General features: G+C 41.7%; 23 protein-coding genes. 21 read left to right on the top strand and 2 right to left on the bottom strand.

Annotated elements, in window-relative coordinates; all coding sequences use genetic code 11:
• Positions 1-6: 6 nt before the first annotated feature.
• The 7 genes from oadA (at position 7) to KUG63_RS02750 (ending at position 6390) form a co-directional block, all read left to right on the top strand.
• A complete protein-coding gene (oadA, locus tag KUG63_RS02720) occupies positions 7-1800 on the top strand; it encodes a sodium-extruding oxaloacetate decarboxylase subunit alpha (protein ID WP_020932821.1) in 1794 nt (597 codons plus the stop codon).
• Between the two features lie 12 nt (positions 1801-1812).
• Complete coding sequence (locus KUG63_RS02725) at positions 1813-2946, top strand: sodium ion-translocating decarboxylase subunit beta (RefSeq protein WP_015005534.1); 1134 nt, start codon at positions 1813-1815, stop codon at positions 2944-2946.
• A 382-nt stretch (positions 2947-3328) separates the two neighbouring features.
• Positions 3329-4309, top strand: a complete 981-nt coding sequence (gene dusA, locus KUG63_RS02730) for a tRNA dihydrouridine(20/20a) synthase DusA (RefSeq protein ID WP_287553936.1) — start codon at positions 3329-3331, stop codon at positions 4307-4309.
• A gap of 57 nt (positions 4310-4366) precedes the next feature.
• Positions 4367-4912, top strand: coding sequence for a GTP cyclohydrolase I FolE (gene folE, locus KUG63_RS02735; protein WP_015005536.1), 546 nt, complete (start codon positions 4367-4369; stop codon positions 4910-4912).
• 220 nt (positions 4913-5132) lie between these two features.
• Positions 5133-5333 (top strand): hypothetical protein, encoded by a 201-nt coding sequence (locus KUG63_RS02740; protein ID WP_015005537.1) that lies wholly within the window; start codon positions 5133-5135, stop codon positions 5331-5333.
• Between the two features lie 11 nt (positions 5334-5344).
• Positions 5345-5602 (top strand): hypothetical protein, encoded by a 258-nt coding sequence (locus KUG63_RS02745; RefSeq protein ID WP_287553937.1) that lies wholly within the window; start codon positions 5345-5347, stop codon positions 5600-5602.
• A gap of 8 nt (positions 5603-5610) precedes the next feature.
• Positions 5611-6390, top strand: coding sequence for a class II glutamine amidotransferase (locus KUG63_RS02750; RefSeq protein ID WP_020932819.1), 780 nt, complete (start codon positions 5611-5613; stop codon positions 6388-6390).
• Here the strand turns inward: KUG63_RS02750 and KUG63_RS02755 are convergent.
• Entirely contained in the window at positions 6387-7253 is an 867-nt protein-coding gene (locus KUG63_RS02755) for an HDOD domain-containing protein (RefSeq protein ID WP_015005541.1), read from the bottom strand. The two genes, KUG63_RS02750 and KUG63_RS02755, sit on opposite strands and share 4 nt — an antisense overlap.
• A 273-nt stretch (positions 7254-7526) precedes the next feature.
• Here KUG63_RS02755 and KUG63_RS02760 point away from each other — a divergent pair, with 273 nt between their 5' ends.
• The 14 genes from KUG63_RS02760 to rluB all read left to right on the top strand — a co-directional run bounded on the left by KUG63_RS02760 (position 7527) and on the right by rluB (position 22193).
• Positions 7527-9365 carry an EAL domain-containing protein gene (locus tag KUG63_RS02760; protein WP_015005542.1) on the top strand — a complete coding sequence of 613 codons (1839 nt, stop codon included), beginning with the start codon at positions 7527-7529 and terminating at the stop codon, positions 9363-9365.
• Between the two features lie 76 nt (positions 9366-9441).
• On the top strand, positions 9442-11799 hold the full coding sequence (gene mrcB / locus KUG63_RS02765) for a penicillin-binding protein 1B (protein WP_015005543.1): 2358 nt from the start codon (positions 9442-9444) through the stop codon (positions 11797-11799).
• Between the two features lie 6 nt (positions 11800-11805).
• Positions 11806-12354, top strand: coding sequence for a tetratricopeptide repeat protein (locus KUG63_RS02770; protein WP_020932817.1), 549 nt, complete (start codon positions 11806-11808; stop codon positions 12352-12354).
• 1 nt (position 12355) lies between these two features.
• Positions 12356-12865, top strand: coding sequence for a hypothetical protein (locus KUG63_RS02775; RefSeq protein ID WP_020932816.1), 510 nt, complete (start codon positions 12356-12358; stop codon positions 12863-12865).
• 21 nt (positions 12866-12886) lie between these two features.
• Positions 12887-14842, top strand: a complete 1956-nt coding sequence (locus KUG63_RS02780) for an ATP-dependent DNA helicase (RefSeq protein WP_020932815.1) — start codon at positions 12887-12889, stop codon at positions 14840-14842.
• On the top strand, positions 14839-15528 hold the full coding sequence (tsaB, locus tag KUG63_RS02785; protein ID WP_015005547.1) for a tRNA (adenosine(37)-N6)-threonylcarbamoyltransferase complex dimerization subunit type 1 TsaB: 690 nt from the start codon (positions 14839-14841) through the stop codon (positions 15526-15528). The genes KUG63_RS02780 and tsaB overlap by 4 nt, the downstream gene beginning before the upstream one ends.
• Positions 15525-16160, top strand: coding sequence for an L-threonylcarbamoyladenylate synthase (locus KUG63_RS02790; protein WP_020932814.1), 636 nt, complete (start codon positions 15525-15527; stop codon positions 16158-16160). The genes tsaB and KUG63_RS02790 overlap by 4 nt, the downstream gene beginning before the upstream one ends.
• A complete protein-coding gene (locus KUG63_RS02795; protein ID WP_020932813.1) occupies positions 16160-16819 on the top strand; it encodes a site-2 protease family protein in 660 nt (219 codons plus the stop codon). Before KUG63_RS02790 ends, KUG63_RS02795 begins: the two co-directional genes overlap by 1 nt.
• A gap of 8 nt (positions 16820-16827) precedes the next feature.
• Complete coding sequence (locus KUG63_RS02800; RefSeq protein ID WP_015005550.1) at positions 16828-18048, top strand: tryptophan--tRNA ligase; 1221 nt, start codon at positions 16828-16830, stop codon at positions 18046-18048.
• A gap of 31 nt (positions 18049-18079) precedes the next feature.
• On the top strand, positions 18080-18394 hold the full coding sequence (locus KUG63_RS02805; RefSeq protein ID WP_020932812.1) for a pyrimidine/purine nucleoside phosphorylase: 315 nt from the start codon (positions 18080-18082) through the stop codon (positions 18392-18394).
• 78 nt (positions 18395-18472) lie between these two features.
• Entirely contained in the window at positions 18473-19912 is a 1440-nt protein-coding gene (gene pyk / locus KUG63_RS02810) for a pyruvate kinase (protein WP_020932811.1), read from the top strand.
• Positions 19913-19983: 71 nt separating this feature from the next.
• Positions 19984-20796 (top strand): segregation and condensation protein A, encoded by an 813-nt coding sequence (locus KUG63_RS02815; protein WP_020932810.1) that lies wholly within the window; start codon positions 19984-19986, stop codon positions 20794-20796.
• A 13-nt stretch (positions 20797-20809) separates the two neighbouring features.
• Positions 20810-21421: an SMC-Scp complex subunit ScpB gene (gene scpB / locus KUG63_RS02820; protein ID WP_015005554.1), complete on the top strand. Its 612-nt coding sequence runs from the start codon at positions 20810-20812 to the stop codon at positions 21419-21421.
• Complete coding sequence (gene rluB, locus KUG63_RS02825) at positions 21399-22193, top strand: 23S rRNA pseudouridine(2605) synthase RluB (RefSeq protein WP_015005555.1); 795 nt, start codon at positions 21399-21401, stop codon at positions 22191-22193. The genes scpB and rluB overlap by 23 nt, the downstream gene beginning before the upstream one ends.
• Here the strand turns inward: rluB and KUG63_RS02830 are convergent.
• The gene (locus tag KUG63_RS02830) at positions 22190-23074 is read right to left on the bottom strand and encodes a GGDEF domain-containing protein (RefSeq protein WP_015005556.1); all 885 of its coding nucleotides are present in this window, start codon (positions 23072-23074) and stop codon (positions 22190-22192) included. The genes rluB and KUG63_RS02830 overlap by 4 nt on opposite strands.
• Between the last annotated feature and the right edge of the window lie 189 nt (positions 23075-23263).

The following is a 23263-nucleotide window of genomic DNA, read 5'->3' on the forward strand; positions in this document are numbered from 1 at the left end:
AAAATCATGAAAAATCCTTTAAAAATTACTGATGTCGTGTTGCGCGATGCTCATCAATCCCTATTTGCAACCAGGTTACGTATTGAAGATATGTTACCGATTGCGGAAAAATTAGACAAAATTGGCTATTGGTCATTAGAAACTTGGGGCGGAGCAACATTTGATGCTTGTATTCGTTATTTAGGTGAAGACCCATGGGAGCGTTTGCGATTACTAAAAGCGGCGATGCCTAATACACAACAACAAATGCTATTACGTGGGCAGAACCTATTAGGCTATCGTCATTATGCTGATGATGTTGTTAGAAAGTTCGTAGAGCGTGCTGCAGACAATGGTATGGATGTTTTCCGTATTTTTGATGCGATGAACGATGTGCGTAACTTAGAGACGGCCATTAAAGCAACTGTCGAAGTAGGCAAACATGCGCAAGGTACAATCTCATATACAGAAAGCCCAGTACACACGCTAGAAAATTGGGTCGATATGGGTAAGCGGTTAGAAGATGCCGGCTGCCATTCGATCGCGATTAAAGATATGGCAGGACTTTTGAAACCTTATGATGCTGAGATATTGGTGAAGCGTTTAAAAGCCGAGTGTGATCTACCAATTGCTTTACACAGCCATGCAACAACTGGGATGAGTGTAGCAACCTGTCTTAAAGCAGTCGATGCAGGGCTTGATATGCTAGACACAGCTATTTCGTCCATGAGTATGACATACGGTCATTCACCAACGGAAACCTTTATTGCAATGTTGGAAGGAACTGATCGCGAGACGGGTCTAGACATTGAGAGCGTTGAAGAAGTAGCGGCCTATTTTAGATCAGTACGGCCAAAGTATGCGGAGTTTGAAGGGTCGCTGAAAGGTGTCGATTCAAGAATTCTTATTGCACAGGTCCCTGGTGGCATGTTGACAAACCTAGAAAGTCAATTGAAGCTGCAAAATGCAGGTGACAAAATTGATGAGGTGTTAGCAGAAATTCCACGTGTACGTAAGGACCTTGGCTATCTTCCTTTAGTAACCCCAACATCACAAATTGTAGGTACTCAGGCAGTGATGAACGTTTTGATGGGTGAGCGTTATAAATCTATCAGCAAAGAAACATCAGGTGTATTAAAAGGCGAATATGGTGCAACACCTGCAGCAGTGAATAAAGAGCTTCAAGAGCGTGTATTGGATGGCGCTGAAGCGATTGCTTGTCGTCCAGCTGACTTGATTGATGATGAGTTGGAGAAAATTTCATCAGAATTTAAAGAAAAAGCCGAAAAAGATAGTTTGCCATTGGCCGATGAGGTCATTGATGATGTGTTGACATATGCGTTATTTCCACAGATAGGCTTGGACTTTATTAAAAATAGACATAACCCTGATGCGTTTGAGCCGGTTCCAACAGGCGTTGTTACTCAAGCAACAGCTGAAAAAGGCGGTAGTGAAGTATATGATGTGGCCGTTAATGGTAAAACATATCAGGTTGAAGTGGGTCCAAGTGGCTCGATTGAAAATCTAACACCTTCTTCAGCTGCTAGTAAAGTGGTTGCGAAAGCAGCTGAACCAACACAAGAGACAACATCAGGCGCGGTTTGTCAAAATGAACCCTTGTTGTCTCCAATGGCCGGTAATATTGTGCGCATAGCAATGGCGGCAGGAGATGATGTGTATGAAGGTGATGTAGTGATTATTTTAGAAGCCATGAAGATGGAAACTGAAGTAAGGGCGCATATTGAAGGTCAAATTTCAGATGTTTTCGTAAAAGAAGGTGAGTCAGTTCCTGCTGGCGCGCCGTTAGTACTTATTTGCTAAGGTTTATATAATATGGATAGTGGCGTATTACAAATTTGGCAGTCGACGGGTATTGCAAACTTTGAATGGGGCAATATATTAATGATAGCCATTGGCTTATTATTAATATATTTAGCCATTTCAAAAAACTTTGAACCCTTGTTATTACTGCCGATTGGTTTTGGTGGAATTTTAGCTAATATTCCAATTGCTGGCATTAGTGGGCCAGATGGAATGCTAGGTATTTTGTACCATATGGGCGTTGATACTGGCTTGTTCCCTTTGCTTATTTTTATGGGGGTTGGTGCATTAACAGATTTTGGAGCGCTTATAGCGATGCCAAGTTTATTGGTACTCGGTGCGGCAGCCCAATTTGGTATCTTTGCAACGCTTCTTGGCGCTTTGGCGATGAACCTAATACCGGGTATGGAATTTAGTTTGTCTGATGCGTCGGCGATTGCCATTATTGGTGGCGCAGATGGCCCAACAGCTATTTTCTTAGCCTCTAAATTAGCACCTGACTTATTAGGCGCTATTGCAGTGGCTGCATATTCATATATGGCTTTAGTGCCGCTAATTCAACCACCTATCATGCGTGCATTAACCTCAGAGTCTGAGCGAAAAGTTGAAATGAAGCACTTGCGGCATGTGAGTAAGAAAGAGAAGATAATCTTCCCATTAACTATATTAACGGCGGTTATTCTATTTTTGCCAGCGTCAGCACCTTTGGTTGGAATGTTAGCCTTCGGTAATTTAATGCGAGAAAGTGGTGTGGTTGATCGTTTAAGTTCTACAGCACAAAATGAACTTATTAATATTGTGACTATTTTCCTAGGCTTAGCTGTTGGCTCGAAACTATCAGCGGATAAGTTTTTAACTGCTGAAACACTTGGTATCTTAGTGTTAGGAATGGCGGCATTTTCCATTGGTACTGCAGGTGGTATTTTAATGGGTAAGTTAATGCACAAGGTAACGGGCGGCAAAGTTAATCCACTCATTGGTGCTGCAGGTGTGTCGGCAGTTCCTATGGCGGCCCGTGTGGTTAATAAAGTAGGGCTAGAGTCTAACCCTCATAATTACTTATTAATGCATGCGATGGGGCCTAACGTAGCGGGTGTTATTGGTTCTGCGGTCGCGGCAGGTGTTTTGCTGGCAATAGTTAATTAATATCGGTCATTATCTAGGTAAAGAAATGAACGCAGCATTGATTGCGCTCAAAAATATACCCTGAACACTGACCTGCCTACAGTAAGGTTAGATGAGAGTAATCTAAACCAAAGCCATAACGTTACTGATTAAGTTAAAAATCACCCTTAATAGAAATATTGGGGTGATTAGCCTTAATAATTTGTGGGGTTATCTTACGGTTCTTTTCGCTGCCTTTTAATTCAATCTATCAATCACTGACACTGGATTTCTTAGAAAGCTTTAAAAGGGCCAACCATCTAGCTGTTTACATTAATACAGGTTTATAACAGCATTATTTTTGATACTGATGGGCAATGTAAACAAATTGGGCTAACATCTAACAGAAATAGCAATTACTCTCATGCCAAGCATTAATAGACTGTTATCCATTGCACCGATGATGGATTGGACAGACCGGCACTGCCGATATTTCCATCGACTTTTATCACCTAATGCCCTGCTTTATACAGAAATGGTAACGACAGGTGCATTACTTCATGGCGATAAACAGCGCTTTTTGGCATTTGATCAATATGAGCATCCAGTAGCATTACAATTAGGTGGTAGTGACCCTAAAGCCATGGCGCAATGTGCCGGATATGCACAGGAAGCGGGTTACCAAGAAGTAAATATCAATGTCGGCTGCCCAAGTGATCGTGTTCAAAATGGACGTATAGGCGCATGTTTAATGGCCGAGCCGCAACGTGTTGCACAATGCGTATCATTAATGCGACAAGCTGTGGATATTCCAGTCACGGTTAAAACACGAATTGGGATAGATGAGTTAGATTCATTTGAATTCCTGAGAGGCTTTGTTCAGGCAGTTACTGATGCGGGTTGCGAAACTGTTATTATTCATGCCCGTAAAGCCATCTTAAACGGCCTGTCCCCGAAAGAAAACAGAACCATTCCGCCGTTAAACTACGATAGAGCGTACGACATTAAAAGAGCTTTTCCATCGGTATCAATTATTGTTAATGGTGGGATTAATGCAATCAGTGAGATTCAACAACATTGGAAACACCTTGACGGTGTGATGATTGGTCGTGAGGCTTATCATAATCCCTTTTTTTTGGCGGAAATTGAACACCAACTGTTCAAACAGCCCTTGGCCGATAGAAAAAAATTGCTCGAAGCCTACCTTCCATATATTGAAAAACAATTAGAGTTAGGTGTTCCGTTACAAAATTTAACACGGCATATATTGGGGCTTTTTGCAGGTCAACCTGGTGGAAAACATTGGCGTAGGTACCTTAGTGAGAATGCTCGACAGAAAAATGCGGGGCCAGAGGTATTATTAGCCGGTCTAGAGGCTATGGCGCCATACGCTAAAACTATTTGATTTAAAGCAAACAAGAAAACGGTATACTTTAAATACTTTTAAAGATGATTGAGATTGATGGAAAAACTATATAAACAAATAATTTCACAGGTTGGAGAAGACGTTAATCGCCAAGGTTTGGTTGATACGCCAAAGCGTGCGGCAAAAGCAATGTCTTTCTTAACAAGCGGCTATCAGCAAAGTTTAGAGAATATTGTGAATGGCGCCGTTTTTGACTCTGATGCTGATGATATGGTGATTGTTAAAAATATAGAACTGTATTCTATGTGTGAGCACCATTTACTACCCTTTATTGGCAAGTGCCATGTGGCGTATCTGCCAGATGGAAAAGTACTTGGTTTATCAAAGGTAGCTAGAATCGTCGATATGTATGCACGTCGATTACAAATACAAGAGCAATTGACGACACAAATTGCAGATTCTATTCTCGAAGTAACGGGTGCAAAAGGGGTTGCAGTGGTTGTGGAGGCAAAACATTTGTGCATGATGATGCGAGGTGTGGAGAAACAAAACTCACAAATGACTACATCTAGTATGTTGGGGCAATTTCGTAAAAATTCTGAAACACGGGCTGAATTTTTAAGCTTATTAAAAATGGGCTAGTGGTGATTCAGCCTGTTAAATTACAGAAAAGCTGTTAATAGCACTGTTTTATTAGTTTAGGGAATGATGTGCCAAATAGACGGTCACAGAGTTTTAAAGGGAGTGATAGTCAGCGACTATCCCCACATTTAGGTGAAAGTAAAACACAGGCCTATGTGTTTTTAGAAGTTGATTGACAGTACGCCATAGGTGAGACGGTAATACAAAAGGAGGGAACGAGATGCCAAAGTTTTTTGGAGAAGGGTCCGATTGTAGTTTTTGTAGAATGATGAGAAGTATGGCATTCAGTGGCCTAGGTGCTGCGATTGGTGCGGGGATAGGTAGCCTGCTAGGCCTGCAGCGATCTGATATTTGGATGTGTGCGATTGGCGGGGCTTTTGTAATGGTCTTTTTGGTTTTAAGAAAACTGGAAAATTCATGAGATATATCGTATTGATAATCATAACCTTTGTTCTTTCGGCTTGTTCAGAAGAACAGCAAAATAAATTTTCACGATTAGGTGTGAGCTGGATGGAAGGCGATTATAAGGTAAGCTTTTACGAGGGTGAGCATAAAAAATCGTGGACAGTTCTTGATAGTAAAGTGACATCTGAATCACAAAAAGGTTATTACTACTTTTGGGTTAAAGAGAACGGTAAAAAGAAATACGTCCAAGTTCCTATCGAGCGGACTATCATAGAAGAGATTTAACAGTCTATATGTGTGAATTACTAGGGATGAGTGCAAATGTACCGACAGATATTTGCTTTAGCTTTAGTGGTTTAATTAAGCGTGGTGGGGAAACTGGTGTACATAAAGACGGGTGGGGTATCGCTTTTTATGAAGGAAAAGGTTTTCGTGCTTTTCACGACCCAGTTGCTAGTGCTAACTCTGAAGTCGCAAAGTTTATTCAGCAGTACTCAATAAAAAGTACGCAAGTTATTTGTCATATTAGAAAGGCAAACCGAGGACGTGTTTGTTTGGAAAATACACACCCATTTTCGCGTGAACTGTGGGGTAAAATATGGTCATTTGCACATAATGGTCAATTAAAAGGCATTAAGAAAAAAGTACTTAATGGCTACACCCCTATCGGCACAACAGACAGCGAGTATGCTTTTTGTTGGATTTTGGGCCAGCTTCGTAAAAAGTACCCTGTTAAACCAAAAAGTAAAGTGAAGTTGCGGAAGACTGTTGAAGAACTTTTCCGTAAGGTATCTCAGCATGGAGTGTTTAACGTATTAATGAGTGATGTAGATCATTTGTATACGTTCTGTAATACAAAACTATATTGGCTAACACGTCAAACACCATTCGTAGAGGCGCAATTATTGGATGCAGACTTGTGTGTAGACTTTAATCAAGAAGCGTCACCCGATGATGTGGTGACGGTGATAGCCACTGAGCCGCTGACATCGAATGAGCAGTGGACGAAAATGGAGACCAATGAATTTAGTGTGTTTCGCTTGGGTGTAAAAACATTTACGCAGGTTTCTTAATCAAAAAATAACGCATAGGTTTGGCTAAACTGTTCGTCTACGTGATTAGCAGCGGGTGCAATAATGCCGTAAGGGAGGTCAAGCTGGTTCCATAAATTATCTTCTGTAGATATCGTTTTGTTGATGGTTTCTTCAGACGTACTGTTAGCATGAGTTAATTTATTCGCAAGGTAAACGATATAAACTTCGTCTTTATTATTAGTAGCTAAATCAGGCTGATGATGGAAGCTTGCCGAATCTTGAATGGAGGCTGGTATTTCCCATAGTTTTAACAAAGCACCACCTAGCTCGGCATGATTAAAACCTACAAAGGAGGCCTCGGCTTCAATTTCATTTACAGTTTCCGTCTTAACAAGCAAAGCGGCTGCGCGGGCTAGATCAGGTGCTTTGATATAAAAAATTAACCGCCCTATATCATGGAGAAGCCCACTCATGAATGCAGAACTAAGCTGCCTTTTTTTAGGGTGATTGTCAGCAAGGTACTTTGCAAATAAAGCAGTTTTTAAACTATGCATCCAAAATTGGCGCATATCAAGAATCGAGTTAGGTAAAGTTGAAAATTTTTCAACCACGCTCGTTGTCATGACTAGCATTCGAACGTCATGATTACCCAGAATAGAAATGGCATGCTCAATCGTTTTAATTGAGGCCGGGAAACCAAAAAAAGCGGAATTAACAATTTTTAGCATTCGAGCGGATAGTGAAGGGTCTTGTTCGATAATGGCCGCAATATCTTGAGAGTTTTTTAAGGGGTCGTCGAGTGCTTGTGTAATACGATAGAAAATCTCCGGAGCAGAGCACAGGTCAATGTCTCCTGTTAAAAAATCATCAACGGTACAAATATTGGCGTATGTTTGTGTCATATCGAATCATGATTAAAAAGTTAATGGCTCTAAGTCTAGTAAAAATAGGCGATATGCTTAACGTTGAATGACTGATTATTATTTTTTCTAGCAGATATATATTCTACGGGGTCCTTGTCCGGAATATCAAGCTGTTATGAAATTATTGTTGACACTGTATTAAGAGTAGGCGTAAAGTTGTTGATAGAAAAGAAAATTATGTATATATTTTGATAATTATTCGTTGCTTGTTGTTTTAAAATAACGGATAGTCAGCTCGAAAAGGCGACTGAAATGACGGAACAAATACCAAAGCAACAAGCTATTCTAATCATCGAAGACGAGGTGAGCCGCTTGTCTAGTCTACAGGATATTTTATCAGCCGGTGGTTATAGAAATTTAATTTGTGCATCAAGTCAGGAACAAGCTTTTGAGCTTATCCGTCCTTATCAAGGGAAGGTAGACGAGATTGGCATGATATTTTTAAGTTATGGCTTGCCTCAAAGTGACCCCTTGAAGCTTAGCCAGGTTTTAACGACTCTTGATGGTCATGACGCCATTCCGTTGATTTTACTCGCAGATAAAGCAATTACGATTAATGATGAGTTGATGGCCCAATGTCATAAAGCAAATGCCGCGACGATGACGCATTACCCAACAGAGGGCAAACATCTCATGCCTTTAGTTGAACTGGCGTTTGCACTTAAAAGTGAACGAGATGATCGAATTCAAAGTGAGGAAAAGTTAGTCAGGGAGCTTTCTGAACGACGAATTATGGAAGCCCGTTTACAATATTTAGTAGCACATGATGAATTGACAGGGTTATCTAACCGAAGTGGCTTAGAAAAAACATTGGATTTTGCTATTTTAAGGTGCAATAACTTTAAACAACATGGTGCTTTGTTAGACATTGATTTAGACCAATTTAAAGTCGTCAATGATATTGAGGGTCACGAAGCTGGTGATCGACTTCTAGTAGAAGTAGCCACCCTAATTCGCTCAACCCTCGATAATAATGCGTTTATTGCACGAGTTGGCTCAAATTTATTTCAAGTCTTCATCAGTAAAACAGCCGAAAAAGAGGCCATGCAATTGGCTGAAAAAATAAGGCTAACCATTGATGAGTTTGATTTTAAATCGGGTGAGAATATTTATAATATTTCAGCCAGCATCGGTGTCGCGATGTTGGAACCATTAAAATTAATTAAACGCCCTAGTGAACTGATGTCTAGAGCGAATCATGCCTGTTATTCTGCAAAGACCTTGGGCCGTAATAGGGTTAATTTATTTGAGAGTGATAACGACGAATTAATTAGCATTAGAGAGGATGCCAAATGGGTGCCTAAAATTCGTCATGCATTGAGTGAAGACTTATTTAAAATAGTTTTTCAGCCTGTCGTAAAACTCTCCAATGGGTCCGTTTCTCATTATGAAACATTGCTTCGGATGATAGGGGATGAAGGCGAGTTGTTAAGACCAGCCCAGTTTATTCCGGTGGCAGAGAGAATGGGGCTTATCCATCACATTGACCTATGGGTGGTTTCACATGCGATAGATCACATCGCTGGTTTACCAAAAACACAAGAGAATATTTGTTTTACCATTAACTTATCCAGTCACGCACTCCAAGGTGATTATTTGTTGCCGGTTATTAAACAGAAACTTGAATCTACATGGATTTCACCGTCAAGGCTAACGTTTGAAATAACAGAGACAGCAGCAGTTTCAAATTTCAATAAAACACGAGAAATGGTTTCTAAAATTCGTGCCCTAGGGTGTCGATTTGCCTTAGATGATTTTGGTGCTGGCTTTAGCTCGTTTAATTATATTAAAAACTTTCCGGTCGATTATCTAAAAATTGATGGTCAATTCATTAATAATTTAGCTGTGGACCATGCTGACCAAGTTCTTGTTAAATCAATGATAGAAGTAGCGCATAGTCTTGGTAAGAAAGCCATTGCAGAATATGTCTCAAATGCTGAAATATTACGAGTATTAAAAGAGTTGGGTGTGGATTATGTTCAAGGTTACCTGCTTGGTAAGCCTAGCCTAGAACTGTTAGAGGATCAGTATGTTTCTATTGACGGTTTGTTGAATAAATCGTTAGATATCGAAAAATTAATGACCCATTAACGCCAAGTCTATGACATGATGACGCAGCCGTGCTGCGGTGCAAATTTTGTAACCTTGTAAATCTGTTAAATTGACTATGGCTAAGCCAAAAACTAAAGCAAAATCGAGCAGAAAAAAAACGAAGAAACCTCAAAAAAAACCACAGTCTAGTGGTTTTCTAAAGAGGTTAATCCTGAAAGTAGGGTTGCTATTAATCGTTGTGATAGCTGTCTACGTTTTTTACTTAGATCATGTTGTTCGCACTCAATTTGAAGGGAAAAGGTGGGCGTTACCGGCTCATGTGTTTGCAAACCCTGTTGAACTGTATCAAGGGCTGTCCTTATCAGCACAGCAATTTGAATCGTTATTGAAAGACCTACATTACCAACGAACATCGACATTCACCTCGGGCGGTCAATACTATCAATCAGGCTCAACTTTTACGGTAAAAACACGTTCATTTAAATTCTTTGATGACCGTGAAGTATCTAAGACAGTCAAAATTTACTTTAGAAGTGATCATATATCGGCGATTCAAAACGTACAAACAGGTAAGTCTGAAGCCTTACTCCGTTTAGACCCAGTTCGAGTCGGTAGTTTTTACCCTAGTCACAAAGAAGATAGGATTCTAATAAAGCTTGATGATGTGCCACGTACATTAATTGACGGCTTGATATCAGTTGAAGACCGCGATTTCTATCAACATTACGGCGTTTCTATTAAATCTATTTTGCGTGCGGTGTGGGCAAATATAAAAGCTGGAGGCGTTGTTCAAGGAGGCAGCACCTTAACGCAACAATTAATTAAGAATTTTTACTTAACGTCAGAAAGGAGTTTGTGGCGAAAGATTAAAGAAGCCATGATGGCGTTGATTATTGAGTTTCATTACGAAAAAGATGAGATTTTAGAAGCCTATCTAAATGAGGTTTTTGTTGGCCAAGATGGTGAGCGTTCGATCAATGGTTTTGGAATGGCTAGTGTGTTTTATTTTAATAAACCCTTGATTGAATTAAAGCCACATCAAACGGCGTTGTTAGTTGGGTTGGTCAAAGGCCCTTCTTATTATGACCCGAGGCGACACCCCGAAAGAGCGCTAAAACGCAGAAACTTAGTACTTGATGAAATGACTCGCTTTGGAGTGCTACCGGACGAGCAAAGGCGTATTGCAAAACAATTTGGTGTGGATATTTCGCCATTTAAGCAGGTTAAAAGTTCTCGCTTTCCTGCATTTTTAGATTTAGTAAAGCGTCAATTAAGTCGAGATTATAAGGATGAAGACCTACGCTCGGAAGGCCTAAATATTTTTTCAACGCTTGATTACAATATTCAGACGACGGCCGAAAAACTGTTTAAGCAAAAGCTTGAAGCACTTAATAGGCAGTACGGTATTGAAAAAAATAAACTCCAAGGTGCAATGGTTATTACACGCCGTGAGGGCGGTGAGATTGTTGCCGTTATTGGCGACAGAAATCCATTGTTTAGTGGGTTTAATAGGGCGCTAGATGCAATTAGGCCGATAGGCTCTTTGGTGAAGCCAGCAGTTTATTTGACGGCATTATCGCAACCAGCAGACTATACGCTCACGACAATGATTGAGGATAAGGCGGTTAGTTTAAAACAACGTTCAGGTGAACTTTGGATGCCGGAGAATTATGACAAGGTTGAGCATGGACCTGTGCCATTATACGAAGCCTTGTCGAACTCATATAATTTAGCGACTGTTCGCTTGGGTATGGCGCTTAAAGTGCCAAATGTAAAACGAACAATTGAAGAGCTAGGTATTCGGCGACCGATTAAGCCTTACCCGTCATTATTGCTGGGAGCACTTCGGCTATCACCTCTTGAGGTAACGCAAATGTATCAAACTTTAGCAGGCGAAGGTTTTTTTACCCAATTACGATCTATCCAGTCAGTAACATCTAGTGATCATATCGCTTTGCAGCGTTATGCGCTAAGTGTACGACAAGTGGCAAACCCATCAGCGGTTTACCTTGTTAATACAGCCTTACAAGAAGTGATGACGAAGGGCACAGGGCGCTCAGTTTATCGACAGATGCCTCATTACTATAAGGTGGCCGGGAAAACCGGAACTACTGACGAATTAAGAGATAGTTGGTTTGCCGGGTTTAGCGGGGATTATTTAGCAGTTGTATGGCTAGGACGTGACGATAATAGGCCCTCTAAATTAACTGGCGCTAGCGGCGCATTGCAAGTATGGTCAAGTGTTATGAGTACTATTTCAAAAGAGCCCGTGGAGCTGACAAAGCCACAGAATGTTGAGTATACTTGGGTAGACCCACTCGGCTATCGTGCTAATGAGTTTTGTGAAGATGCTGTACAATATCCGTTTATAAAAGGCTCCGAACCCACTGAGTATTCACCCTGTGTTGGGGCGGTTAATAGAACATTAGAGCGAGCTGGGAATTGGTTTGATCGCTTAACGAACGGTATGTAAATAATCATGAAATTAACCACCTTGATCGCGTTGCTGCTAGCTTTATCGGGTTGCGCAGATCTGTCGATGTATAATCAAGTACCTGCTCCGATTGGACGCACTGGTGAAGCTTCGCCATATCCATCGCAACCATTGCCACAAACGGCTCAAACATACCCTATTGATGAGCAGCCTATACAAGAGGGTATGGGGCAGTCTTATGATCAACCAATCGATGAGGCAAAAACCACACAAAACCCAGCTGTAGTTGCCTTACTGGATAGTGCGTACCAACAAAGTGAATCTGGCCAACCTGATATGGCGGCTTCAAAATTGGAACGAGCTGTTCGTATTTCTCCAAGAGACCCGCAGGTTTGGCATGCATTGGCGAAGGTGCGTTATCAACAAAAGAAATATACCTTAGCGATTAGTTTGGCTGAAAAATCTAACTTATTGTCTGCTGGGCAGGCGAGCCTTCAGCGTAGCAATTGGTTATTGATGGCAGACTGTTATGATACCTTAGGTCGAACTGAGGATGCCCGAAAAGCACGTGTTGCTGCCAATAGGTTGTTTTAAAATGACGGAGCCAACGCAAGTTTATTCTGTTGATAAATTAATAGAGCAAGCAAGGCAGTTGGCCACAGATTATAAAAAAATGACAGGTAAGCCCTTGCCGGGGGTCAGCAACGAAATTGCTGAACATGATGCCTGCAAACTATTAGACTTAGCGTTAAGCGACGACCGCTCGCTAGGTTTTGATGCCTTACGTGTTAAAGGGCGTGGGCCAAAAAGAATTCAAATTAAAGCGCGAACTATATTCAATGACAATTATCGAGGCCAACGGCTTGGGCAATTAAAGTTAGATAAAGAATGGGACTCGGTTGTGTTAGTGCTTATGGATGAAAATTATCTGCCGTTTGATATCTTTGAGGCCACACGTAGCGATATTTTAGATAACCTGAATGATAGCTCAAAACGTATGAAGCGAGGCGCTATGTCGGTTGCAAAGTTTCGCAATATTGCTACCTTGGTTTGGACAAAAGAAGGCGGTTTGGACGCATCAGCGTGGCCTGATGAAACAAGTTAATAAATTTAAACGGATAACCCTTTGTACGACCTCGATAGCATATTTGGCTCTAATGGCGAGCTGGTTAAACATATTCAAGGCTTTCAACCGCGAGATGGACAGTTGTCGATGGCGCAGGCTATCGAGCGGGCTATTGAGCAGCATACACATCTAGTAGCTGAAGCTGGAACAGGAACAGGAAAAACCTTTGCCTATCTTATTCCTGCCATTTTATCTGGTAAGAAAACAATTATCTCAACCGGGACGCGTAATCTTCAAGACCAAATATTCGAAAAGGACTTCCCGTTAATCCGTGAGGTATTAAACGTACCTGTACAGGGTGCAGTGCTGAAAGGACGGTCTAATTACCTGTGTTTATATCGCCTTGATCAGGCAAAAATGCAAATATCTAGCTTTGATAAACAGACGGATGCTGAATTAAGAGAGGTCGAACGGTGGTCGAATCAAACAAAAGAGGGAGATATTGCTGAGGTAACATCGGTTGCCGAAGATTCTTACGTTTGGCAACAAGTCACGTCAACAGCAGATAATTGTTTGGGCCAAGAATGTCCAATGATCAGTGAGTGTTTTCCAGTATTAGCCAGAAAAAAAGCACAAGAAGTAGATGTATTAATTGTTAACCACCATCTTTTATGTGCAGACTGGTCATTGAAAGATGATGGGTTTGGGCAGTTATTGCCAGATGCAGAGCTAATTATTGTTGATGAGGCCCACCAATTAATTGACACGGCGTCTCGGTTTTTAGGGGTGTCGGTCAGTGCACGTCAAATTTTATCGTTGATCGGTGATGTAAGTGCAGAACAATTAAAATTAGCATCAGATATGCCTGAATTGATTGATTTAACACATGTAATTAGTGAAGACATACGAGAAATGCGGAAGGTGCTGCCTGAGCCGGTTATTAAAGGCTCTTGGGATGAGCTTGAGCAAGGTACAGATTTCTTGCAAGCCTTAGATTGCCTGATTGAACGTATCGAACAGTTATTTAAAGTATTAACTAAGGTGGCTGTTCGTTCTAAAGGTTTAGAGGCGTGTTGGAAACGCAGCGAAGATGTTCTACTGCGACTGAAACTTTTTTCAAATCAAGATCAGCACGATTGGATCCAATGGTTCGAAACGTATCAGCGGACGTTTACTTTTTATCGAACGCCTTTGGATATTTCTAAGGCATTTGCCAGTTTTGCTTTTGCCAGTGATGCCAGCTGGGTGTTTACCTCGGCAACTTTATCGGTGAATAATAAATTTGATTTCTTTTCTAAACGATTGGGTTTGGAAGATGCTGAAACAGGTAGCTGGGAAAGCCCTTTTGATTTTGTGCATCAGTCATTGATGTATGTCCCAACTGGCATGCCTGAGCCACGCGATTATCACTATACGGCGACGATGATTGAAAAAATCATTCCAGTATTAGAGGCTAGTGAAGGTAGGGCATTTATTTTATTTACCTCGCATAAGGCATTAAAAGAAGCCGCTAATATTTTATTGGCTGAAACGAACTTTAAATTATTAGTGCAAGGTGATTTGCCGAAGCAACAAATGTTAGAGTCCTTTAGGCGTTCTGAGCGTGCGGTTTTGCTCGGTACTGCGAGTTTTTGGGAAGGCGTTGATGTGCGGGGGGAAGCCTTATCCTGTGTGATTATAGATAAACTACCGTTCGCATCGCCTGGCGATCCGGTGACTAAAGCTCGGTTAGAATATATGGCCGCTAATGGCCAGTCAGCGTTTTCAGATTTCCAATTGCCCTCAGCAGCCTTGACGCTAAAACAGGGGGTGGGAAGGTTGATTCGTGATGTTGAAGATAAAGGCGTGTTGGTGCTGTGTGATCCACGGTTATCTAGCAAAGGCTATGGTAAAGTGTTTATTAAATCCTTGCCAGCGATGCCTATTACACAAGATGTAAAAGATGTGAAGAGATTCTTTCATCGTATCAATAGTCAAAAACTCAGTGATAAAAAACACGTTATAAAATCAGCATGAAAATTTTAGCGATTGAAACAGCAACAGAGGGGTGCTCTGCGGCCTTGTTGATAAACGGCGAGGTAATAGACCGTTTTCAGGTGGCACCACGAGAACACGGTAACTTGATTTTGCCAATGGTCGATGAGCTACTGAACGAAGCTGGTATGACGTTACAACAACTCGATGCGTTAGCTTTTGGCCGTGGCCCCGGGTCTTTTACCGGCGTTAGAATGGCGACAGGCGTTATTCAAGGCTTAGCCTTTGCGGCAGAGCTACCGATCGCGCCGGTGTCTACGCTTACCGCGTTGGCATATCAGGCGGGTCCTCCCGTAGAAGGTCAGACAGTGTACGCAGCCTTAGATGCTCGAATGGGTGAGGTATATTGGTGCGAATATGAACGGATTGATGGCCAACTCAAAGCGGTTTCCAATGAGTCTGTTATTGCGCCAGCAGCGTTAAGCGTTACGCAAGGAAAACAGGCGATTGGTATTGGACACGGTTGGGGCACATATGAAAATGAGTTAACGCAGTTAGTTAACGCTAGCGAGTTGTTGCTTTTACCAAACGCGCTGCCAAAAGCAAGAGAGGTTGCTCAGTTGGCGGTCGGCATGGTGAGGGATGGGCAAACGGTGTCTGCCGACAATGCATTACCGGTGTATTTACGTGATAATGTAGCAAAGAAAAAAGCACAACAGCAATCATGAAACAATACTTGAATATTCACCCCGATAATCCACAGCCACGGTTAATTAAGCAAGCGGCCGATATTATACGTCGGGGCGGTGTTATCGCTTACCCAACTGACTCTTCTTATGCCTTGGCTTGTCATTTGGGTGATAAGCAGGCGCTTGATCGTATTCGTCAGATTCGTCGAATTGACGATAAACATAATTTCACCTTAGTGTGTCGGGATCTAACTGAGATCTCGATGTACGCACAAGTGAATAACGATACGTACCGCCTGCTCAAATCATTAACGCCGGGCGCGTTTACTTTTGTGTTAAAGGCAACTAAAGAGGTGCCTCGACGCCTCCAGCACCCGAAACGAAAAACCGTTGGTATTCGTATTCCAAATAATTTGGTTGCGCAAAAAATACTTGAAGAGCTCAATGAGCCGATGTTAACCAGTACCTTGATCTTGCCGGGTGAAACCGAGGCCATAGCCGATCCTTATGAGATTAATCAGCAGTTAGCCCGAGTATTGGACCTTGTGGTTGATGCGGGTGTTATTCCGTATGAACCAACAACCATGATCGTTTGGGATAATGACTTTCCTGAAGTGGTTAGAGAAGGTAAAGGTATTGCTGATTTTATTGCACGTAAGGATGAGCATTAATGTCAATGGACGAATTGACCTTGGTCGGTCGAATAGCGGTGTGGATATTACCGGTTATTTTTGCCATTACTGTTCACGAAGTCGCTCATGGTTGGGTGGCTAGCCAGTTTGGTGATAATACGGCAAAGAGCCTTGGGCGTTTAACCTTAAACCCCATTAGTCATATGGATTTGGTCGGAACCGTGATTGTGCCAGGGGTTTTGTTATTATTGGGTGGTTTTATATTTGGTTGGGCAAAACCGGTTCCGGTTAACTGGCACAATTTAAAGAACCCCAAACGTGACATGATTTATGTGGCCCTAGCGGGACCCTTCGCTAATCTTTTAATGGCGATTGGTTGGGGTGTTGTCATGAAAATAGGCTATATGATGGGCGCGCAAAATGAGTATTTTGCTATACCGTTGATATACATGGGCTATGCAGGTATTTTTATTAATTCGGTGCTGATGATGTTAAATTTGTTACCGATTTTACCGCTTGATGGTGGACGGGTGTTGGCCGGTTTATTGCCAATGAGAGCCAGTATTGAGTTTAGTAAACTTGAACGCTTAGGCTTTCCAATTTTGGTCTTTATTATTGTAATGGGATGGTTATCTAAAATTTTAGGTCCGCCCGTTTATTTTTTACAAACCAGTATTTTTAAAATATTGGGTATTTAGGAGGAAATGTGAGTTCAGAAGTTCCAGCGCAGTATCGTCGTGTACTATCCGGTATGAGGCCAACCGGCAAATTGCATTTAGGTCACTATCACGGAGTACTAAAAAATTGGGTCGATTTACAGCAAGAATATAAGTGTCATTTCTTTGTGGCAGATTGGCATGCGCTCACAACGCACTATGAAGACCCTTCAATTATTGCAGACAGTACTTGGGATATGGTTGTTGATTGGTTGGCCGCTGGTGTTGATCATGGTTTGGCTGATTTATTTATACAATCGAGCATTCCTGAACATGCAGAGCTGCATTTGTTGCTATCTATGATAACGCCGCTGGGCTGGTTAGAAAGGGTCCCGAGTTATAAAGACCAGCAAGAAAAACTCAAAGAAATGGATTTAGCAACGTATGGGTTTTTAGGCTATCCACTTTTACAAAGCGCAGACATTCTTATATACAAAGCCGGTTTAGTCCCCGTTGGAGCCGATCAGGTGGCACACGTTGAGTTGACGCGTGAGGTGGCTAGGCGCTTCAATTATTTATATGGCCGAGGCTTAGACTTTGAAGAAAAAGCGGAAGCTGCGATTAAGAAAATGGGGAAGAAAAATGCCAAAATATTCAACAAGTTGCGAAGTTCTTTCCAAGAAAATGGTGATCAAGAAGCACTGGGTGTAGCTAGAGCTTTATTAGAAGCACAACAAAATATAACGGTTGGTGATAAAGAGCGTTTATTTGGTTATTTGGAAGGCAGTGGCCGCGTTATTTTGCCAGAGCCCATCGCCTTGTTGACTAAAGCGTCGAAGATGCCCGGCTTAGATGGGCAAAAGATGTCCAAGTCCTATAACAACACAATTGCATTGCGCGATGAACCAGAAGAGGTAGAGAAAAAACTTAGAACAATGCCAACCGATCCAGCGCGTGTTCGTAGAACAGACGCGGGTGACCCAGCAAAATGCCCAGTATGGCAGTTTCATGAGGTGTATTCAGAAGAGGGTGTGCGTAATTGGGTTCAAGAAGGCTGTAAGTCAGCGAGTATTGGTTGCATAGATTGTAAACAACCCGTTATTGATGCTGTGTTACGTGAACTAAAACCGATGCAAGAAAGGGCTAAAGAATACACGGAGCAACCTGAGCTTGTTCGCTCTATTATTAATGAAGGCACTGAAAAAGCTAGAGATTTGGCAAAAGAGACGCTTGAAGAAGTAAAGTCAGCAATGGGTATTAATAACGTTTAAACGACGTTAAAAAAACAGAATAGGAAATAACATGTCAGAATTTAAAAATGTCACGATTGTTAAAAAAGCAAATGTGTATTTTGATGGAAAAGTGGTTAGTCGAACGGTTAAATTTGAGGATGGTTCGACAAAAACATTGGGCTATATGATGCCGGGTAACTATGACTTTAATACCGCTGCCGCTGAGGCGATGGAGATTTTAGCTGGGCAACTCGATGTGTTATTGCCAAATTCGCAAGAGTGGGTAGCTGTTAAAGGTGGCGAATCGTTTGATGTGCCGGCGAATGCTAATTTTCAATTAAAAGTTCATGAGCCGACAGATTATTGTTGCTCATATTTTAAATAACGTGTGGGTTATTGTTGCCATAAAACTGTCATCTACACGCTATACTCTAAGCACTATTTCTTAATGAACGAGTAGAGTATGCCTCCTTTTAGAAAACCTAGACGGACTAAAATTATTGCCACCTTGGGTCCAGCTACCGATGAACCCGATGTTTTAGAAAAATTAATTAAAGCGGGCGTAGATGTCGTTCGCTTGAATTTCTCTCACGGCCATGCAGATGAACAAAGAAAACGTGCTCGAGCGGTAAGAGACTTATCAGAAAAACTCGGCCGTCATGTCGGTATCTTGGCTGATTTGCAAGGACCAAAAATTCGTATAGCTCGTTTTGAGGATGGAAAAGTAAGCCTTCAAGAGGGGGCTAAATTTACGATAGATGTAGCGTTAGCATCAACAGCAGGTAATATCACCCAAGTTGGTTGTGATTATAAACCGTTAGCCAATGATGTGACTGAGGGCGATCGTCTATTATTAGACGACGGACGTATCGTGCTGGATGTCGAGGCTGTTAAGGGTTCAAAAATTAAGTGTACTGTCGTTGTGGGCGGGATACTGTCAAATAACAAAGGCATTAACTTACAAGGTGGAGGCTTATCCGCCAATGCGTTAACCGACAAAGATAAGCAAGACATTAAGACGGCTGCTGAGATGAGGGTGGATTTTGTCGCCGTGTCGTTCCCAAGATCTGCAGAAGATATGCATCAAGCACGTGCGTTGGTTAAAGCGGCCGGTAGCCAAGCGCATTTAATTGCTAAAATCGAACGGGCTGAAGCCTTGGATGTGCTGGAAGAAATAGTAGATGCATCTGATGCGGTTATGGTCGCACGAGGTGATTTGGGTGTGGAAATTGGTGATGCTAACTTACCGCCGGTTCAAAAGCATATCATTAGGATGGCTCGAGATAGGGATACTGTAGTTATTACCGCTACACAAATGATGGAGTCGATGATTAATAACGCCATTCCTACGCGTGCAGAAGTGTTTGATGTTGCAAACGCCGTTTCTGATGGTACAGATGCTGTGATGTTATCGGCTGAAACATCAGTTGGACAGTACCCTGTTCAAACTGTGGAGGCAATGGGGCGTATTTGCGAACAAACCGAACGTCAGCCAAGAACGACTCGTTCACGTCACCGTATGGGTAAAGCGTTTGGGCAAATTGATGAGGCCATTGCATTGTCTGCGATGTATGTGGCTAATCATACAGATATTACCGCTATAGCTGCCTTCACTGAGTCGGGGGGTACGCCGAGAATGATGTCTAGAATTAGTTCAGGAATACCTATTTTTGCAATGGCACCAAATAGTGAGGTATGTCGCCGTATGACGCTGTATCGAGGTGTGGTGCCCATTTTGCTAAAAGCGCCACTAGGTCATGCTAAGGATGTTAATGAAGCGGCAATAACAAAATTGCAGCAGCTTGAAATAGTGGCCAAGGGCGACTTAGTTATTATTACAGCAGGTGAGCTGACAGGGCAGCATGGTGGAACAGATACCATGAAAATAAAGAAGGTAGAGTAGCTTGATAGGGTTTCATTGCCAAGCATTTGCTGTGGTAGACTCAGTATCATTAGCCAGCATCTTTTAAATTAATGAACAACCAGACTGACTATGTGGTGCCAATTCAGCAAACGTTAGCCTTGGTTGATGGGAAACCATTTAAAGAGTTACCCGACGACTTATACATCCCCCCAGATGCCTTAGAGGTTTTTTTAGAAACATTTGAAGGCCCTTTAGATTTGCTGCTTTACCTTATTAAGCATCAAAACTTAGATATTCTTGATATTCCCATTCTAAAAATTACTCAGCAGTACATTGAATACATAACGTTGATGCAGAATTTGCGTATGGAATTGGCTGCCGAATATTTAGTCATGGCGGCAATGCTCGCAGAAATAAAATCTAATATGCTATTGCCAAAGAATGTTGAACAGTTAGATGATGAGGAAGACCCTCGTTCAGAACTGGTTAGGCGCCTACAAGAATATGAACGGTTTAAGCGAGCAGCAGATGATATTGATGCTATGCCACGACTGTATCGCGATAATTATTTAGCCACAGCTGAATTGATCGTAGATAAAATGGAAAAACCGCTTCCTGATGTTGATTTGGACAGTCTCTTAATAGCGTTTCAACAGGTGCTTAAACGTGCTGAAAAATTTACTCACCATCAAATTCAGCGCGAAGCATTGTCGGTTAGAGAAAGGATGTCTAATATTTTGACGCTACTCGATAAAACAGAGGAAACGTTTTTAGCTTTTCATCAGTTTTTTACCGTAAAAGAAGGGAAAAAAGGCGCTGTGGTGACATTTTTAGCTATTTTAGAGCTCTGTAAAGAAGAGCTGGTTGAGGTCGTGCAAGGTGAGGCGTTGTCAGAAGTATGGGTTAAATCGCTTAGAGAATAATTGAGAAACTAGGATGGACATAAAGAATATTATTGAGGCATCTTTATTTGCCGCCAGTGAACCCTTGTCGATAATGGAATTGCAAAACTTGTTTTCACTCGAAGATCGTCCAGATAAGCATTCGCTTCGAGAGGTCGTCAACCAGCTGCAAGATGAATATTCGACAAAACCGGTGGAGTTGGTTGAAGTGGCCAACGGCTACCGTTTTCAAGTTAAATCAAAGTATTCGCCTTGGGTAGCAAGATTATGGGAAGAAAAACCTGTAAAATATAGCCGTGCCTTACTGGAAACATTAGCTATTATTGCTTATCAACAGCCAGCGACTCGTGGCGAAATAGAAGATATTCGAGGTGTCGCTGTTGGGACTAATATTATACGTACGCTAGAAGACAGAAACTGGGTACGTGTAATAGGGCGTAAAGAAGTGCCGGGTAGACCGGCCCTTTACGCAACCACAAAAGCGTTTTTAGATTATTTTAATTTACAAACACTGGCTGATTTGCCACCGTTAGCAACTCTCCTTGAAGCTGACTTATTATCGAGCAATGAGCTTCAACTTAACCTGGGTGACGATACCCCAATAAATAAAGATATTACTCAAGATGAAAAACAACAACCCACGTAAAAACCCTCAGCAAGCGACTAATAAAAAAAAGGGTCAGCAGCCAGAGCGCATTCAAAAATTATTAGCGCAAGCCGGTGTTGGCTCACGAAGGCAAGTTGAAAAGTGGATTTTAGACGGTTCTATTCATGTTAATGGTGATGTTGCTAAGCTAGGCGACAAAATTACCACGCATGACATCGTTAAACTTAGAGGGCGGCCAGTTAAATTAGCTGGCAAGCTTGATGTAAATACACAAGTGTTGGTTTATCACAAACCCACGGGTGAAATTGTCAGTAAAAAAGACCCCGAAGGTAGGCCTAGCGTATTTAAACGACTGCCGCGACTAAAGGTTGGGCGTTGGATTGCGATTGGTAGGCTCGACTTAAATACGCAAGGCTTATTAATGTTCACTAATGATGGTGACTTGGCAAATAAGCTCATGCACCCATCAAAGCAAATTGATCGTGAATATGCAGTGAGAGTGATGGGGGTTGTGACACATGACATGCTTGAACGTTTGGTAAATGGTGTGGAACTGGAAGATGGTAAAGCGCGTTTTGAAGATGTACAAGAGTCTGGTGGTGAGGGAATAAACCGTTGGTTCCATGTGGTAGTGGCTGAAGGGCGTAACCGTGTTGTTAGAAGGCTCTGGGAATCCCAAGACTGTAAGGTGAGCCGTTTAATTAGGGTTCGCTATGGCAGTGTGTTTTTGCCGCCGGGACTGCCAGCTGGGCAGCACCAAATGTTAGATAAAAAAGAAATTGAAGCGCTTAAACATTTAATTGCCGATTAGGCACAAACAACTTTATTTCGACCGCTATCTTTTGCTTTGTACAATGCGTTATCTGAACGACTCATTATGACCCCCAGCGAGTCGTTTTCTTTGTATTGTGTAATACCCATACTAGCAGTCAGCTGGAACTGAGTGTCATCATGTAGAATGCTTAAAGATTCAATAGCCGTACGTAATCGTTCAGCAATGAGTTCAGCGCCTTTTAAATCAGTATCGTTTAGTAGTATGGCAAACTCTTCACCACCAAGCCTAAAAATATAGTCGCTTTCACGCAGGGTCTTTTCAATGCATTGTGTGACGTCTTTTAGGGCAGTGTCTCCTGCGCAATGACCGTATCTATCGTTTATTGTTTTAAAAAAATCAAGGTCTAGCATTATCAAAGATAAGTCAGAGTGGTGGCGCTTGGTTAAAGAAACCTCTTTTTGAAAAACAGAGCGTAATGTGGAACGGTTTAAAACACCGGTTAATGGGTCTGTATGTGCAAATTGAATTGCTTGGCTGTATAACAAGGTATTTTTCAAAGGGTAGAGCAAAACACTAAGAAATTGCTCTATGGTGTTAAGTTCACTTTCAGTAAACCGTTGACGACGCATAAATGTCAGCTTACCAAGAGAATTGTTTTCAATAGTCAGGCTGTATTCGCAACTGTGGTTGGTGCGTGAACCATGTTGAAAAACAATGCCTAGCTCAGGGTTTTCAAAAATGACACCACTATGGTCAACAGCTTTTAGTAATTCATTACTAAAGAGGGGGACTAATTCATCTAAAATAATAGTGGTCTGAAGCGCACTGATTAGATGATTTATAGTGTCTTGCTGTTTAAGTTTTTGCGAGACTGATGTGTCGTTTGATCTGCTGTCTATTGTTTTTTTTAATTCCATTGTTATTCAGCCTGTACAGGTAACTAGGTTAACCGTTATTGTTGATTTTAAAACTTTATAGCGAAAGTTGTGCCAAAAAAATTAAATCGATATAAAACAATGTGTTAATAATTTATTTAAAGGTAATATTTTAAAACGACAATATTTTGACTTTTAATTGAGGGTCGTCTTGCAGGTAGGATTAGTGGT

The organism is Cycloclasticus sp., assembly GCF_019090545.1.
Classification (GTDB): Bacteria; Pseudomonadota; Gammaproteobacteria; order Methylococcales; family Cycloclasticaceae; genus Cycloclasticus; species Cycloclasticus pugetii.

What these genes read in the sequence shown, in the direction of transcription:
- oadA (WP_020932821.1), top strand. Translation starts at nt 7, where the DNA reads ATGAAAAATCCTTTAAAAATTACTGATGTCGTGTTGCGCGATGCTCAT.
- KUG63_RS02725 (WP_015005534.1), top strand. Translation starts at nt 1,813, where the DNA reads ATGGATAGTGGCGTATTACAAATTTGGCAGTCGACGGGTATTGCAAAC.
- dusA (WP_287553936.1), top strand. Translation starts at nt 3,329, where the DNA reads ATGCCAAGCATTAATAGACTGTTATCCATTGCACCGATGATGGATTGG.
- folE (WP_015005536.1), top strand. Translation starts at nt 4,367, where the DNA reads ATGGAAAAACTATATAAACAAATAATTTCACAGGTTGGAGAAGACGTT.
- KUG63_RS02740 (WP_015005537.1), top strand. Translation starts at nt 5,133, where the DNA reads ATGCCAAAGTTTTTTGGAGAAGGGTCCGATTGTAGTTTTTGTAGAATG.
- KUG63_RS02750 (WP_020932819.1), top strand. Translation starts at nt 5,611, where the DNA reads ATGTGTGAATTACTAGGGATGAGTGCAAATGTACCGACAGATATTTGC.
- KUG63_RS02755 (WP_015005541.1), bottom strand. Translation starts at nt 7,253, where the DNA reads ATGACACAAACATACGCCAATATTTGTACCGTTGATGATTTTTTAACA.
- KUG63_RS02760 (WP_015005542.1), top strand. Translation starts at nt 7,527, where the DNA reads ATGACGGAACAAATACCAAAGCAACAAGCTATTCTAATCATCGAAGAC.
- mrcB (WP_015005543.1), top strand. Translation starts at nt 9,442, where the DNA reads ATGGCTAAGCCAAAAACTAAAGCAAAATCGAGCAGAAAAAAAACGAAG.
- KUG63_RS02770 (WP_020932817.1), top strand. Translation starts at nt 11,806, where the DNA reads ATGAAATTAACCACCTTGATCGCGTTGCTGCTAGCTTTATCGGGTTGC.
- KUG63_RS02775 (WP_020932816.1), top strand. Translation starts at nt 12,356, where the DNA reads ATGACGGAGCCAACGCAAGTTTATTCTGTTGATAAATTAATAGAGCAA.
- tsaB (WP_015005547.1), top strand. Translation starts at nt 14,839, where the DNA reads ATGAAAATTTTAGCGATTGAAACAGCAACAGAGGGGTGCTCTGCGGCC.
- KUG63_RS02790 (WP_020932814.1), top strand. Translation starts at nt 15,525, where the DNA reads ATGAAACAATACTTGAATATTCACCCCGATAATCCACAGCCACGGTTA.
- KUG63_RS02795 (WP_020932813.1), top strand. Translation starts at nt 16,160, where the DNA reads ATGTCAATGGACGAATTGACCTTGGTCGGTCGAATAGCGGTGTGGATA.
- KUG63_RS02805 (WP_020932812.1), top strand. Translation starts at nt 18,080, where the DNA reads ATGTCAGAATTTAAAAATGTCACGATTGTTAAAAAAGCAAATGTGTAT.
- pyk (WP_020932811.1), top strand. Translation starts at nt 18,473, where the DNA reads ATGCCTCCTTTTAGAAAACCTAGACGGACTAAAATTATTGCCACCTTG.
- KUG63_RS02815 (WP_020932810.1), top strand. Translation starts at nt 19,984, where the DNA reads ATGAACAACCAGACTGACTATGTGGTGCCAATTCAGCAAACGTTAGCC.
- scpB (WP_015005554.1), top strand. Translation starts at nt 20,810, where the DNA reads ATGGACATAAAGAATATTATTGAGGCATCTTTATTTGCCGCCAGTGAA.
- rluB (WP_015005555.1), top strand. Translation starts at nt 21,399, where the DNA reads ATGAAAAACAACAACCCACGTAAAAACCCTCAGCAAGCGACTAATAAA.
- KUG63_RS02830 (WP_015005556.1), bottom strand. Translation starts at nt 23,074, where the DNA reads ATGGAATTAAAAAAAACAATAGACAGCAGATCAAACGACACATCAGTC.